Annotated in this window: 4 protein-coding genes; all 4 read left to right on the top strand. The window is 76.8% G+C overall.

The genetic code is table 11. The features are described from left to right. Positions 1-38: 38 nt before the first annotated feature. Genes ACH4T9_RS17960 through ACH4T9_RS17945 form a run of 4 tightly spaced genes read left to right on the top strand, consistent with a single transcriptional unit; the run spans position 39 to position 15,364 of the window. The gene (locus ACH4T9_RS17960; protein WP_396672319.1) at positions 39-3,770 is read left to right on the top strand and encodes a DUF6603 domain-containing protein; all 3,732 of its coding nucleotides are present in this window, start codon (positions 39-41) and stop codon (positions 3,768-3,770) included. Between the two features lies 1 nt (position 3,771). Continuing rightward, a complete protein-coding gene (locus tag ACH4T9_RS17955; protein WP_396672320.1) occupies positions 3,772-8,736 on the top strand; it encodes a hypothetical protein in 4,965 nt (1,654 codons plus the stop codon). Next, on the top strand, positions 8,733-13,445 hold the full coding sequence (locus tag ACH4T9_RS17950) for a hypothetical protein (protein ID WP_396672321.1): 4,713 nt from the start codon (positions 8,733-8,735) through the stop codon (positions 13,443-13,445). Before ACH4T9_RS17955 ends, ACH4T9_RS17950 begins: the two co-directional genes overlap by 4 nt. Next, a complete protein-coding gene (locus ACH4T9_RS17945) occupies positions 13,442-15,364 on the top strand; it encodes a hypothetical protein (protein ID WP_396672322.1) in 1,923 nt (640 codons plus the stop codon). The genes ACH4T9_RS17950 and ACH4T9_RS17945 overlap by 4 nt, the downstream gene beginning before the upstream one ends. The last annotated feature ends 28 nt before the right edge of the window (positions 15,365-15,392 follow it).

The raw sequence follows: 15,392 nt of genomic DNA, 5'->3' as shown, positions 1-15,392 counted from the left end.
CGCCATGACCACCACCGCAGTGAAGGAGACCCGGACGCATGAGCGACGACGTCGAGCGGAACCGTAACGTCCTCGCCCTGCTCTGGGGCGAGCTCCGCATCCTGGCCGAGCCGGTGCTCGGCTCGTACGACCCGTGGCGGCGGGCCCGGCTGATGCGGGCGCTGGGCTGGGATCTGGAGGCGATCAGCGGGGTCGACGCGCACACGTTCGAGACGTGGGTCGGCACCGTCGGAACGGCGGTCGACACGCTGGACGCGGCGATCGCCGACGGCCTGCCCGACTCGCTGGCCGACCTCAAGAAGATCGCCACCGCGGCCGGCACCGCGTTCGGACAGGTCGGCACGCTGCCCCCGACGGTGCGCGGGAAGCTGCCCCCGGTGGACGGCCTGCCCGAGGAGCTGGTCGACGACCTGGTCGACCACCTGATCCTGACCTACCTGCTGCGCCGGGCACCCTGGACGGTGCCGCTGCTGACCCTCCTCGGCCTGGTCACCCCCGGCGTCGAGTTGCCGCCGAGCCCGCCGATGCCGGCCGGCGACGCGCCGATCCGGCTGCCCCGCCACCGCGACGAGCTGCACCTGGAGCGGCTCGTCGAGCTGGTCGCCGACCCCGGCGGGTACCTCAAGGACCTGTACGCGCCCGCCGGCTGGGGCACCCCGGAGGCCGTCGAGGCGCTGGCCGCGCGGCTGCTGCCCCGGCTGGCCGCGACGCTGCGCGCGTTCGGGGTGGACGCCGCGCACGGGGTGCGGCCGGGTATCGGCCCCGACCAGGGCGAGGCCGGGCTGCGGCTGGCCGACGGGCTGCTCCGGGTCCGGTTCGCCGTCGCCGGGCCGCCCGGCGGCGGGGAGCCGGCCGCGCTCGCCGGACAGCCGGGACCGCGCCCCGTCCTGTCCGACATCCACGGCGTGCCGCACGCCGAAGCAGGCGCGGACATCGACGCCGACCCGGACGCCCAGCTCCACCTCGGCGTCACCCTCGCCCTGGCCTGCTGGGACGGCCTGCTCACCGGGATCGTCGCCCCCACCGGCGAGACGCACCTCGAAGGCGCGTTCGGTCGCTGGAACGTCGCCGCCGACCTGGCCGGGGCCGGCCCCGCCATCGCGATCAACTCGGCCGGCGTGACGGTCGCCGGCGGCGGACCGGCGGTGAAGTTCTCCGCCGAGGTCGCCCGGATCGCGCCCAAGGACGAGCCCGGCTGGGTCATCGGCGCGCCCGACGGCACCCACCTGGCCATCGGGCAGCTCGTGCTGCGCGGCCGGGCGGCGCTCGGCACCGGCCGCGACGACATCGAGCTGATGCTCGCCGCCGGCCGCGCCGAACTGGTGGTCAAGGCCGGCGACGGCGACGGGCTGCTGGCCCGGCTCCTGCCGCCCGACGGCCTGCGGTTCGGCTTCGACCTCGGCCTCGGCTGGTCACTGCGGACCGGCCTGCACCTGTCCGGGGCCGCCGCGCTGACCGCCGAGTACCCGATGCACCTCTCGCTGGGCGGCGTACACCTGGAGGGGCTGCGGGTCGCGCTCGCGGCCAGCACGCACACCGCCAGCGTCGACCTGACCGTCACCACCACCGTCCGGGCCGAGATCGGTCCGCTGCACGCGGTCGTGGAGAACATCGGCATCCGCGCCGACCTGACCTTCCCGCCCGCGTTGCCGGCCGGCACCGGCAACCTCGGCGGCGCCGACCTGGTGCCCCGCTTCAAGGCCCCGGACGGGGTGGGGCTGCGGATCGACAACGGCTTCGTCAACGGCGGCGGCTACCTGTTCATCGACGAGCCGCGCGGCATGTACGCCGGGGCGCTCCAACTGGGCATCGCCGCCAAGGACGGGCTGTCGCCGATGCGGGGCTTCCTGCTCCAGGCCACCGCGATCCTCAACACCCGCAACCCGGACGGCAGCCGACTGGCCGAGGCCGACGGCGAGCACACCTTCTCGATGCTCGTCGTCGGGACCTTCCAGTGGTACCCGGGGCTGATGCTGTTCTGGGGCATCTCGATCACCGGCCTGGGCCTGGTGGTCGGGCACAACCGGCGCAGCAACCCCGAGGAGGTCCGCAACGCCGCCCGCGCCGGAACCCTGGACTCGCTGCTGTTCCCCGAGGACGCGGTGGGCCGCGCGCCGGCGGTGATCGCCACGCTCAGCCGGATCTTCCCGGTCGACCCCACCGGCACCGTGCTCGGCGCGATGGTCCGGCTGAACTTCCTCTCCGGGCAGATCGTCGCGGACCTGGCCGTGCTGGTCGAGTTCCCCGACCCGGTCCGGGTGCTGCTGCTCGGCAAGCTGGTCATCGACTTCCGGCCGGCCGGTCGGCTCCGGCTGGACTCGGTCGGCATCGTCGACGTCGCCCGCAAGGAGATCAGCCTCGACGCGGCCCTGATCGACTCCAACCTGTTCGGCCAGCCGGTCTCCGGCGAGATGGCCCTGCGGGCCCGGTGGGGCGGGGACAAGTCGTTCGCCCTGTCGATCGGCGGGTTCCATCCGAGGTTCTGCCCGCCGGCCGGCTTCCCGTCGCTCAAGCGGTTCGAGATCAAGCTGCTGAAGCTGGGCAAGGGGATCAGGCTCAACGCGTACCTGGCGGTCACCAGCAACACCGCCCAGTTCGGCGCCGAACTGCTGATGCGCTTCGAGGCGGCCGGGTTCGTCCTCGACGGCCGGGCCTGGCTGGACGTGCTGTTCCAGTTCAAGCCGTTCTGGTTCACCGCCGAGATCGGCGCGTACGTCGCCCTGACCTACGACGGCACCGAGCTGCTGGTCATCCGGCTGTTCATCGGGGTGAGCGGCCCCGGCCCCTGGCGGGCCTGGGGCGAGGCGCGCATCAAGTTCCTGTGGTGGGAGGTGTCGGCCAAGCTCGACTGGACCGACGGGAAGAAGGCCGACCAGCCCGAACCCACCTACCTGGAAGCCGAGGACCTGCTCCGGCCGGCCCTGTCCACCCCGGACGCCTGGGAGATCCGGGCCGCCGCCGTCGGGGGCGAACCGGTGGCCCTGCGGGCGGTCGAGGACACCGGGGGAGCGCTGCTGCTCTCCCCGGGGGCCGCCCTCGGCGTACGCCAGAACGTCCTTCCCCTCGACGTCGAGTTGCAGCGGATCGGCACCTCCCGTCTCCGTGGCCCGAACCGGTTCACCCTCACCGAGGTCAGCGCCGGCACCGGCGACGACACGGTGCGTGGCACCCTCGGCGCGCCGATCCTCGACGACTTCGCCCCCGGCCAGTTCCGCGACCTGACCCCCGAGCAGCGGGTGCTCACCCCCGGCTTCGAACGGCTGGAGGCCGGCCGCGAGGTGACCCTGCCCGACGGCACCGCCCTGCCGACGGACGGCAGCACCGTGTTCGCCGGGCTCGACGGCGACGGCGCCTACGACCGGGTGATCATCGACGACCCCGACGACGCCGGCCGGGAGATGCCGGCTGCGGCGCACCCGCTGTCGGCCGCCGACGCCGTACCGGGCGGGCTGCTGGCCCTGTTCGCCGCCACCGGACCGGCCGCCAACGCCAGCGCCCGCACCAGCGGGGCGGCCCGGTTCAGCGGCGCCGGCCTCGGCCTGCGCGACGCCGGGCCGTCCTGGCTGGCCGGCCGGGGCACCCCGCACCCCGCCGGCCGGCGGGCCCGTCAGGCCCCCGCCCGGGTACGCCCACCGGTGACCGCCCTGCCCACCGCGACCCAGGCCGCCGAGGTGGCCCCCGGGGGCGACCGCGGCCGGCTGATCCGCCGGGCCGGCGTCCACGTGCCCGAACCGACCATCGTCCTGCCCGAACCCGAGAAGGTGTCCTGACATGGGTGGCCTCCGCTTCCTGCCCTGGGTACGCGACGGCGTCGCCCGGCTCGTCTCCGAACCCGACCCGCTCACCGGTCCGCTGCCGGCCACCCGGTCCGAGGTGACGCTCTCGGTGACCGCGCGCGGCACCGGCCCCGCCGGGGTCGACCCGGTGGACGTCGTCGGCACCACCACCGCGCTGCTGCACGGACCTGGTGACGTGACCGGCCTCGACGGCCAGCAGATCATCCGCAGCCACCCGGCGGCGGGCGCGGACAACGTCGACGGGACGCTGTTCGCGGCGGTCGAGTTCGACCGGCCCGACCTGCCCTGGCTGTACACCCCGGCGAGGCCCGACCCGCAGGGCCGGCTGCGGCCCTGGCTGGTCCTCGTCGTCGTCCCGGTGGGCCCGCAGGGCCGGCTGGAGACGGCGGCGGGGCAACCGCTGGCCCGGCTGGGCACCATCGTCGGGCAGCTGCCCGACCTCGTCGAGTCCTGGGCCTGGGCGCACGCCCAGGTGCTGGTCGTCACGGAGAACGAGGACGTCGCCGACGTCATCGCCGACGCACCGGAGCGCACCCTGTCCCGGCTGGTCTGCCCCCGGCGGCTGGACCCGGACACCGACTACCTGGCCGCCGTTGTGCCGGCCTTCGACGCCGGCGTGCGCGCCGGACTGGGCCTGTCGCTCGACGACGGCCCGCTGGTGCCGGCCTGGGGCCCCGGCTCCCCGGCGGCCGATCCGCAGGCCCCGATCGTCCTGCCGGTCTACCACCACTGGACCTTCCGCACCGGTCCGGACGGCGACTTCGAGTCGCTGGCCCGGCGGCTGCGTGGCCGGGCCCTGCCGGCGGACGTCGGCCGGCAGCCGGTGGACGTCGGCGCCGCCGGCGGCGGGCTGCCGGACCTTGAGCCGGCCGGCGTGGAGGGCCGCTCCGTGCTGGCCTTCGAGGGCGCGCTCGCCTCGCCCGCGATGACCCCCACCGTCTGGCAGCCGGCCGCCGCCGGGCCCTGGCAGGCCCGGATGACCGAGCTGCTGGCGCACGTCGAGGACTGGCTCACCCCACCGCTGTACGGCGAGATCCACAGCAGGCAGGGGCAGGTGCCACCGCCGGGGAGCGAGCCGCGGTGGCTGGCCGGGCTGAACCTCGACCCGCGCTACCGGGCGGCGGCGGCGCTGGGCACCCGGGTGATCCAGAAACACCAGGAGGACCTGGCCGCCGCCGCCTGGCAGCGGGCCGCCGAGCTGCGCGAGGTCAACGAGCAACTGCTGCGCGGGCAGGCCGCCCGGGACAGCGCCGCCGCCCTGTTCGCCAAGCGGGTGGACCCGGCCGCGCCGGGGAACGCCCTCGGTGACGACCAGCTCGTCGCGCTGGCCCGGCCGGTGCACGACCTGGTCGCGGCCCCGGCCGCGACCGGGCTGGCCGGCTCCGGCGCGGCCCCGGTCGAGTCGCTGGACGAGCTGCTCGACGGCAACGCCGGCGCCCGGGCGGCCACCAGCGCGCCGTTCCGCCGGTTGGCCCGCCCGCGTGGTCCGCTGGCCCGCCGGCTGCGTCCCGCCGCGCCGTCGTCGTCGGCGCTGCTGCGGCTGGCCGGCGGGGCGAGCCCGGTGCCACCGGCCCGGATCCCGGCCGGCGGCGTCGTCTTCGACACCCTGGTCCCGCCCGGGCAGGGCATCGCCCGGCTGACCCGGGCCGCCATCGAGGCTGCCGGCCGGAACCCGTGGTGGCACACCGCCGCTACCTGGGCCCCGGCGGCCTGGGCCCCGGCCGCGACGGACGATCCGGTCACCACGCTGTTCAGCAACGGCGGCGACCTGCTCGGCCCGGACCGGTTCTTCGTCGCCGCCGCCGACGGCCGGCTGTTCGAACGCCGCAGGCTCGACGGCGTCTGGACCTGGCGGGACCACGGCACCCCGGCCGGCACCCAGGTCGTCACCTCCGGCGCCACCGTGGCCCCCGACCGGGTGTACGTGCGTACCCGCGACAGCCGGCTCTACGAGCGCCGCTACGACGGCGACCGCTGGGTGTGGACGGACTGCGGCAGCCCACCCGGCGGCACGGCGAGCCGGCCCACCGCCCGCGGCACCGACGTCTTCATGCTCGGCCCGAGCGGTGACCTGTACCGCTTCGGCACCGTGGCCCGGACCTGGGCGTCACTGGGCCGCCCACAGCTCGCCACCGGAGAGCGGTTGTGGGGCTCGCCGCGCCCGACCCCGGCCGGCGTGTTCGTGGCCACCACCGCCCAGCGGCTGTTCGTCCACAACGGGCAGTGGAGCCTGGTCGCCGACGGTCCCGGCCAACCGCCGCCGATCTGGGGCTCCCCGGCGGCCTACCACACCCTCAGCCATCCCCGGGCCGACGGCTTCGGCTACCTCACCCCGACCGGCGAACTGGTCACCCGGGTGCCCGGCTGGGGCGGGTTCCTCAACCACGGCCGGGTCTCCTTCCGCGCGCCGCTGCCGCAGAACCTGCGGATCGTCTCGCTGGGCCAGCAGACCGTGGTCAGCGGCCACGACGAGGAGCCGGAGCTGCTCGTCCTGGCCCACCCCGACGCCGACCCGGCAGACCTGCGGCTGTACGGCCGCTACCAGTGGCGCAACGACGAGACCGGGGTCTACTCCTGGTACTGGGAGGAGATCGGCCGGCCGGCCAACGGGATCGCGGCGCACCGGCCCGGCCCGGTCACCGGTGACGACCGCGACGGGGAGGTCTTCGTCCGGACCGCCGACGGGCGGCTGGCCGCGTACTCCTGGGGCAACCGGGGCGGCGGGTGGGTCGACCACGGCACCCCGGCCGATCCCCGGGGCGCCGGCCCGGACACCGCCCCGGCCCCGGCCCACGTCCGCTTCGCGCCCCGGGTCGGCCTGCTCTCCTCACTGCTGGTGTCGTACACGGTCGACGAGGGGTCCGGCAGCCGGATCCGCTCGCAGGCCGCCCACCACCTCGGTGAGGACGGCGTGCTACGGGAGAACGCCCTCACCACGGCGGCGGCCGGACCGTTCACCGGCGTGCCCGCGCTGGCCACCGCGGTCACCGCCGCGCCGCTCACCGGCGGCCGGCCGTCGCAGCTGTTCGCGGTGGCGGTCCTGGCCGGCAACGTGGCCGGCACCCGGCGACTGGCCTACTGGGTGGGCAGCGGGATCGGCGCCGACGGCGCCGCCACCGGCGGCTGGGCCGGCCCGTACGACCTGCCCGACCCGGTCGGCGGGTACGCCGGCGCGCTCGACGTCACCGTCGCCGACCTGGACGGCGACGGGTCACCCGAACTCGTCGTCGGTTACGCCATCGACGGCCCCGACGCCGCCGCGAACCGGGTGTACTACCGGGTCGGCTGGGGGCTGGACGCGGCCGGCCGGGTCACCCGGGGCTGGACCGACTCGCTGCCCACCCCGTACACCTTCAAGGCGATCCGCTCGGTCAGCGTCGACGTGGTCGACATGACCGGCGACCAGGTGCCGGACCTGCTGGTCTTCGTGGCCGGCGAGAACACCGCCGGGCAGAAGGTGGCCCGGTACTTCACCGGCCGGGGCGTCAACCGGCGCGGCCGGATCGCCGACGCCGGGTGGACCAGCCCGCTGCCGGTCGGCGGCGAGGCGGAGGTGGCCGCAGGCGTCGCCGCGGGGGTCGCGGTCGTCGACGTCAGCGGCACCCGCCGGCCCGACCTGGTGGTGGCACACCGTTCCCGGGTCGGTGTGCTCACCACCAGGGTCGGCTTCGACCTGGACCCGGCCGGCGTGCCGGTGATCTGGAGCCCGCCGCAGGACATCCCCGGGGCGGCGGACGCGGCGGCCGGGCGCGGGTGCGGCCTGCTCGTCGCCGACCTGCGTGCCGACCTGGTGGCCGCCCGCGCCACGATGGGTGACCGGTTCATGGCCGCCGCCGCGAACCACCAGGACCGGCTGGCCCCGGCCCAGGCGTTGGCCGTCGACCCGAAGCCGCCGACGGTGCCGCTCGGCCCGGCGGCCGGCGCGGTACGTGCCACGCTCCGCCCGGAGACCGCGGTCGCCGGCGAGGTGCTGGCCGGCCTGAGCGTCGGCGGTGAGCTCCTGGTCGACGCGTTGCCGGACACCGGGGACCCGCTGCGCCGGCTGCTCGCCGGGATCACCTTCGACGTGCCCAGCTACGAACTGCTGCGCGGGCTGTCCCAGGAGCACGTGGTGCCGAACCTGCCGGCGGTGGCGCCGGAGACGATGACCGCGCTGGCCGCCAATCCCAGGTTCATCGAGGCGTTCCTGGTCGGGCTCAACCACGAGATGAGCCGGGAGATGCTGTGGCGTGGCTTCCCCGCCGACCCCCGGCAGACCTGGTTCCGGCAGTTCTGGGACGTCCGCGGCGCGTTGTCGGCCGGCGCGCCGCTGACCGACATACCGCCGCTGACCGACGCGGCCTGGCTCACCGGCCCGCTCGGCAGCCACCTGACCGCGGTCGGCGCCCCCGGTGAGCAGTCCCTGGTCCTGGTCATCCGGGGCGAGGTGCTGCGCCGCTTCCCGTCCACCGTGGTCACCATGCGCCGCGCCCGCTGGACCGGGCCGCAGCGGCGGGAACCGACCGGGGTGGACCTGCCGCCGATCTTCAACGCCTGGCTCTCCCCGGACCTGCTGCTGTTCGGCTTCCCGTACACCGCCGACGAGGCCCGTGGCGCGACCGACCAGGCGCTCGGCGATCCCGGCTACTTCTTCGTCCTGCGGGAGCAGCCCACCGCGCCCCGGTTCGGTTTGGACGCCGAGCCGGACGACTGGCCGGAGTCGGACCCGCCCGACATCCCCGCCTGGGCCGGCGAGCACTGGGACGACCTGCACTGGGGCCACCTGCCCGGTGGAGCGCTGTTCCTCTCCCCGTACGCGCCGGGCTTCCCGGGCACGGCGGTGGACGGTGCGGTGTTCGGCCGCAACGCCGCCGACATGGCCCGGGTGGCGCTGCAACGGCCCGTCATGCTCGCCCGCCACGCCAGTGACCTGCTGCTCACGCCGGAGACCCAACCATGACCGTCACCCCCCGCCGCTCAGTCGGCACCACCTCCGCCGCCCCGCCGCCGCTGTCCGACGCGCTCACCGGCACCCCGTGGACGCTGTCCACCGGGTACCCGGTGGCGCTGCTGCCGGTCCGGCTGGAGACCCGGTTCGCCGGCGCCACCCTGCGGATCAGGGTCTACCCCGACCAGATCCACATCGACGGCCACGAGCCCCGGCTGACCGACGACGAGGTGGCGGCCGGCCGGGCGTACTGGCTCGGCCCGACCGCCGACGGCGACCCGGCGTCGCCCGGCGTCGACGGTCCGGTCGACGGCCCGGCCGACGGTCCGCTGCGGGCCCCGCCCGGCGCGGAGGCCTGGACCGAGCTGGTCCGGCGGTTCGGGGCGACCCGGGCCGGCTGGATCGCCCGGGTGATGGAGCCCGACCCGGCCACCGGCGAGCTGCCCGATCCGCTGCGCCGGCCGGCGCCGTGGTGCGAAGCGGCCCGGGTCCGGCTGCTGCCGACCCGCTGGTACGCGGTGGGCCGCACGACCGGCAACGTGCTGTTCACCGGCGTCTCCGGGCCGGTCACCCGCGACCTGGCCGCCGGGCCGACCCCGGTGCCGCCCGGCGGCCCGGCGACCGGGACCCCGATCGGGACGGGCACCGCCGAGTCGCCCCCGGTCGACGAGGGCATGCGCTGGATGGTCGACTACCCGGCCGCGGTGGCCGCCGGAATGGCCTTCGCCGTCGACGTACCCACCGACGGTGCCGGCCGGCCCCAACCGGTGGACCGCCTGCTGGTCTTCGGCGTCGACGCCGACACCGCGCCGGACATCTCCGCGGCGCGGCTGAACCGGCTGCTGGAGGCCCACGCCGCCACCGACGGGCTGGCCTTCCTGCCGCCGGGCACCCCGACCAACAACACCGAGACGGTCACCGTGGCCGAGCGCTCCCCGGTCGCCCCGGTCACCGGCACGGACGCGGTACCCGGCGGCACCGGGCCGCAGGTCGAGAACGCCGCCGCCCTGGCCGGCCGGGCCCTGGCCGTGCCGCTCAGCGCCGTGCCGCTCAGCGCCGTGCCGGCCGGGTCGACCCCGGCCGTGGGCGCACCGCCCCAGCCGGCCGCCGAGGACCTGGCGACCGTCCGCCGCCGGGCGGTACGCCCCGACGCGCCGACCGCGCTGGCCCGCGCCGCCTCAGCCGACCGGGACGAACGCCGGCTGGCCCGACTGGTCCGCCGGGCCCTCTGGCCGGCCGGACCGGGCAGCATGCTGCGGCACCTGCTGCCGGTGGCCACCCCGGCCGAGCAGCGCAAGCTGCGCGCCCACTTCGTCGAGCACCTGCACCCGGAGGGGCCGTTGCCCACCCTGCGGATCGGCGCGCAGCCCTACGGACTGCTGCCGGTGGCGGCGCTGCGCGGCTGGCAGCCGGCCAGCCCCGCCGAGGCCCGCGCGGTCACCGTGCTGCGCAACCTCTGGCAGCAGGTCTGGCTGGCCGCCCCGGCGCCCCGGATCCGGCCCGGGCTGGCCGACCCCGAGCAGACCATGGTGGAGATCCTGGCCACCGACGCCCGGGTGCTGGAGGTCCGTGCCCGCAGCATGCTCGGCAACGAGTACGTGAGCTGGCTGTGGCGGTTCGCCCGGCTGGACCTCGGCCCGGGCTGGCGGCAGCAGGTCGTCGAACCAGGCCGGGCGCTGCTGGCCGCGCTCGGCCTGGGCGGGCCGGTCGACCCCCGGTTGTCCCTGGCGGTCTTCGCCAAGGGCGCATTCGCGCTGGGCACCCCGCTGGTGGCCGCACCCGGTCAGGACCGGGCCGACCGGATCCGCGCGTACCTCGACGCGCTCGCCGCCGTGGGCCTGCGCGGCGACCAGATCCCGGCGGCACCCGCCTCGGCGGGGCCGGTGCCGCTGTTCCACCGGCTGCTGCGGGCGGCGCTGATCGCGGAACACTCGGCCGCCGCGGGCCTGCTCGCCGAGGCTGCCGGGCTGCCGGCCGCCGCCGAGATCCCCGAGCCGGAACTGATCGACATCCGGCCGGGCGAGATCACCCCGACGCTGCGCCGACGGCTGGCGGTCACCGTGCCCGGCACCGGCGGCAGGAGCGTGGGCGAGTACCTCGCCGCCGCGGCCGGGGACGACGACACCCGGCACCGGCTGGCAACCACCGACCTGCGCGAACTACGCGACGCGCTGGCCGACCTGGCGACCGGCCTGACCCCCACCGGGGGCGACCCGGCCGCCCTCGACCCGGCCGACCTGGACCGGTACGTCGCCGGGACGCTCGGGCTCACCGCACACCGGCTGGACGCCTGGATCACCTCGCTGGCCAGCACCCGGCTGGACCGGCTGGCCGCCACCCGCCCGGCCGGGACGCCCGACGGGGTGCACGTCGGCGCGTACGGCTGGCTCACCGACCTGCACCCGGCGCCGCCGCCCACGCTGGTCGACCGGCCCGCCCACGTACCGGACACCGCCGCGCCCCCGCAGCTCGTGGCGGCCCCGGCCGGCGCCGGCCACGTACACGCCCCGTCGCCGGCGCAGGCGGTCACCGCCGCGGTGCTGCGCAGCGCGTGGCGCTCGCACGGCGGCGGCGACGACAACCCCGTCGCGGTCGACCTCTCCTCGCGCCGGGTCCGGCTGGCCGGGCAGCTCCTCGCCGGCATGCGCGACGGGCAGGCGCTGGGCGAACTGCTCGGCTACCGCTTCGAGCGCGGCCTGCACGATCACCCGGGCGGCCCGCTCGACCAGTACATCCCGCTGTTCCGCCGGCTGGCCCCGGTCCGCGCGCACCGGGTCGACCCGAACGGGGACGGCCCGCCGGACATCGTCGGCACCGTCGCGTCCACCGCCGTCGCCGACGGGTTGGAGCTGCACCGGCTGCACCGGGCCGGCGTGCTCGCCACCGAGCTGGCGAAGCTGCCCGGCAGCGCCCGGGTCGCCGTCGGTGAGGTGCTCGCCGAGCTGGCCGACCATGCCGACGCGGTGGCCGACGCCCTGCTCGCCGAGGGCGTGCACCAGCTCGCCGTGGGCGACATGGACCGCGCCGCCGCGGCGGTGGACGTCGCCTCCGGCGCGGCCACCACCCCGCCCGAGCTGCACTTCACCCGCACCCCGGCCAGCGGGGTGAGCGTCACCCACCGGGTCGCCGTGCTGTTCAACCTCGACGGCCGGTTCGCCAACCGGCGCGCGGACTGGCCGGCCGGCCAGTCCGCGCAGCCCCGGATCATCGGCGCCGCGGTCGACGCGCTGACCGCCGCGCTGCTGCCGCCCGCCAACCGGGTGTGTTGGCGGGCGCGCTGGCACGCGCCGGACGGCGTCGTCGTCACCGACCACGTCGAGGGCAGCCTGGACCGCCTCCAGGCGGCGGCGGTGGACCACCTCGCCGCACCGCCGCATCCGGGGGCCCCGGCCGGCACCGACCTGGACCGACGGATCGAAATGGTCGCCTGGAGCCGCCTCGCGCCGTCCCAGGTGACCCCCGAGTGGCGGTTGGAGCTGGACTACGACCGGGCACCCGGCTGGCCGGCCTCCCGGGTCAGCCTGGCCGAGTTCCTCGCCGCGGTCGCGGCGCTGCGCGACCTGTTCGGCCGGGGCCGGCAACTGCTCGCCGCCGACCTGGGCACCGACTCCGACGCGCCGGCGCAGGTCGACGATGCCACCCGGCACCAGGCCACCGAGCTGTGGCAGCTCGCCCTCGACACCGCCACCGGGCTGAGCGCCGCCGGCAGCCCGGACGACCCGGGCTGGAACGAGACCACCGTGCACATCCTGCTGCGGACGGCCGCCGGCTTCGGGATCGTCGGGGTGCTCCCGCCGCTGCCGGGGCCCGGCGCCTCCGCCACCGCGGCGGAGGCCGCCCGGTCCGCCGGGGACGAGCTGGCCCGCCGGGTCGCCGCGCACTGCCGGCTAATGGCCGAGGCGCGCGGACGCACCCCGTGCCCGGTGGGCGGCTGCGTCTGCGATCCGGAGACCGACTTCGACACCCCGACCGCGCCGCCGGCGGACCGGCGCGAGCTGCACGTCGCCCGGATCCGGGCGCTGCTCGGCGCCGACATGCCGGTGCTGTCGGCCAGCCGGGCCCCGGACCCGGTCGCGCTGACCACCGCGCTCGCCGCCAGCGACGCCCTCCAGGGCGGCTCGCCCCACCCGGTACGGCGCTGGCTGGCCCGCTACGGCCGGGTCCGCCCGGCGGTGGGCCGGTTGCAGGAGGTGCTGACCTACGCCGACGCGCTCGGCGCGGGCGGGGTGGTGCGGGTGCCGGCGCGGGTCCGGGTCGCCCAGCTGCCGTACCAGGCCGGCGACCGGTGGGTGGGTGAGGCCGCACCGAGGCCGGACAGCCAGCCGACCTCGCTGGTCCTGGTCAGCCTCGGCGACCTCGACCTCACCCAGCCGGTGCACGGCCTGCTCGTCGACGAGTGGACCGAGGTGGTGCCGGCGGCCACGACGCGGACCGGGCTGACCTTCGAGTACGACGCGCCCGCTGCCGCCGCCGGCCAGGCGGTGCTGCTGGCGGTCAGCGCCGACGGCGCCGCGACCTGGCAGCCGGCGGGGCTCGCCCAGGCCGTCGAGGAGACCCTCGACCTGGCCGTCGCCCGAGTCACCGACCTCGACTCGCTCGGTGCCGGCGGGCAGTACCTGCCCGCGTTCTACCTGCCGACCAACGTCGCCGAGGCGGCGACCACCACCGACTTCGTACCGGACGCGGCACCCGTCGCACCGGGTGAGCAGGAGGGCCGATGAGCCACCTCGTGCACGACAACCAGGTGGCGCCGGGTGCCGGGCCACCGGCCGCGCCGCAGGACCCGCCGGGGTCGGTGACCACCTGGACCCGGCTGGAGCCGCGTACCCGGCGCGGCGACCTGAGCCCGGCGTTGGAAGCGCGCATCGCAGACCCGCTGTGGCTGCTCGCCCGGCAGTGGCAGCTGGGCGAGTTCACCGGCGAGGACGCCGGCTCGCCGGTGGTCGCCCGGGTGCACGCCGAGGTGACCCCGTTCACCCGGTACCGCCCGGGGGCCGCCTCGGGCAGCACCATCGGGCTGCCGTCCGGCATCCCGCTGGAGGCGCTCGTCGAGCGGGAGGGCGCGGCCACCGCCGACGACCTGCGACTCTCGGCGGAGACCGGCCAGCAGTTCCTGCGGCTGCTGGCCGAGGCCGGCGCCGGCGAGCTGGGCCCGGCGGTCGCCGGCCGCTACCGGATCCCCGCGGTGCCCCCGGACGCCCCGTCGGCGGCCGACGCGGGCACGGTCGGCTACCTGCGGGTGGTCGCCGGCCGGGTGCCGCACGGCGACCTGCTGCTGCGCGCCTGCGCGGCCGGGACGGTCGAGGACGACCTGCCGGTGCCGCCGGCGCTGGCCGGCGCGCTACGTACCGCGATCACCGGCTGGCTGGCCTGGCTCGGGGTGCCACCCCGCCCGCCCGGCCCGCCCGGGGGATACCTGTTGCAGCTACCGGCGGTCATCGCGCCGGGGGTCGACCCCCGGCCGGACACGCCACCGTGGCCACCGGCCGACTTCCACCCGCTGATCAGCGCTGCCGGGCTGGAGGGCACCGCCTGGCAGCGCGAGCGGATGGAGTACGAGTTTTCCGTCGGCGCCGCCGGATCGGCCGGTGAGCTGGTGCTCGCCGCCCGGGAGTACGACGGTGACCGGCTGGACTGGTACCACTTCGACCACGCGCCGGTCGACACCCTGCAGGCGCAACCGGCCAGCCAGGAACTGGTCCGGATCACCCTGCCCACCCCGGTCGGCTACGCCGGGATGCCGGCCACCCGGTTCTGGGAGATGGAGGACTCCCGGATCAACCTGGGCCAGGTCGGGGCGGGCGCCGGTGACCTGGCCCGGATGTTCCTGCTCGAGTACGGCCTGGTCTACGCCAACGACCACTTCATCGTCCCGCTGGAGCTGCCGGTCGGCTCGGCCACCCGGATCCGGTCGCTGATCGTCACGGACACTTTCGGCACCCGGACCCTGGTGCCGGCCGCCCCCGGTGGGCGGGGCTGGGCGTTGTTCCGGCCGTCCGGCGCCGTCACCGACGGGCCCGCCGACGTGCTCGTCCTGCCCGCGACGGCCGCCGCCACCCTGGACTCCGAGCCGGTCGAGGAGGTCCGGTTCGGCCGGGACGAGATGGCGAACCTGGCCTGGGCGATCGAGCGTACGGTGACCGGCGCGACCGGCCGGCCGATCGACCGCAGCGCGCAGGTCGCCCGGCCCGCCGTACCGGCCCGACCGCCGGTGCCCGACCCGCCGCCGGTCGACCCGGCGACCGGCCGTCCCGTGGTCGTGCCCGAGCTGTCCTACGCCTTCGCCACCACCGTGCCGGAGAACTGGGTGCCGCTCGTGCCCACCCCGCTGGCCGGCGACCCGACCGCGGTGCGGCTGCGGCGGGTGCCGATCCAGCAGCCGACCCGCGACGGGCCGCCGGTCCCGGTGCTCGGGCACAGCCGGGTGCTCGACTGGCGGCCGGGCCCCGGCGGTGCCGGGGTGGTCGAACTGGCCGTGCCCGAGGAGGAGATCGGCCGGGCCGGGGTCCGGGTGCTGCGCCGGTGGCAGTTGGCCCGTGGCGTGGACGGCTCGGTGCACCTGTGGCTCGGCCGCTCCCGGCACGCCACCGGCGGCGACGTCTCCAGCGGCCTGCGCTACGACGCCGTGGAGCCCCGATGAGCCCTGCCGCCCCGCCCGTATCCACCGA

It is taken from the genome of Micromonospora sp. NPDC020750 (genome assembly GCF_044334565.1).
In the GTDB taxonomy this organism is placed as follows: domain Bacteria; phylum Actinomycetota; class Actinomycetes; order Mycobacteriales; family Micromonosporaceae; genus Micromonospora.
The sequence above is the reverse complement of the archived record's forward strand: the minus strand, read 5'-3'. Positions and strand labels throughout refer to the sequence as shown.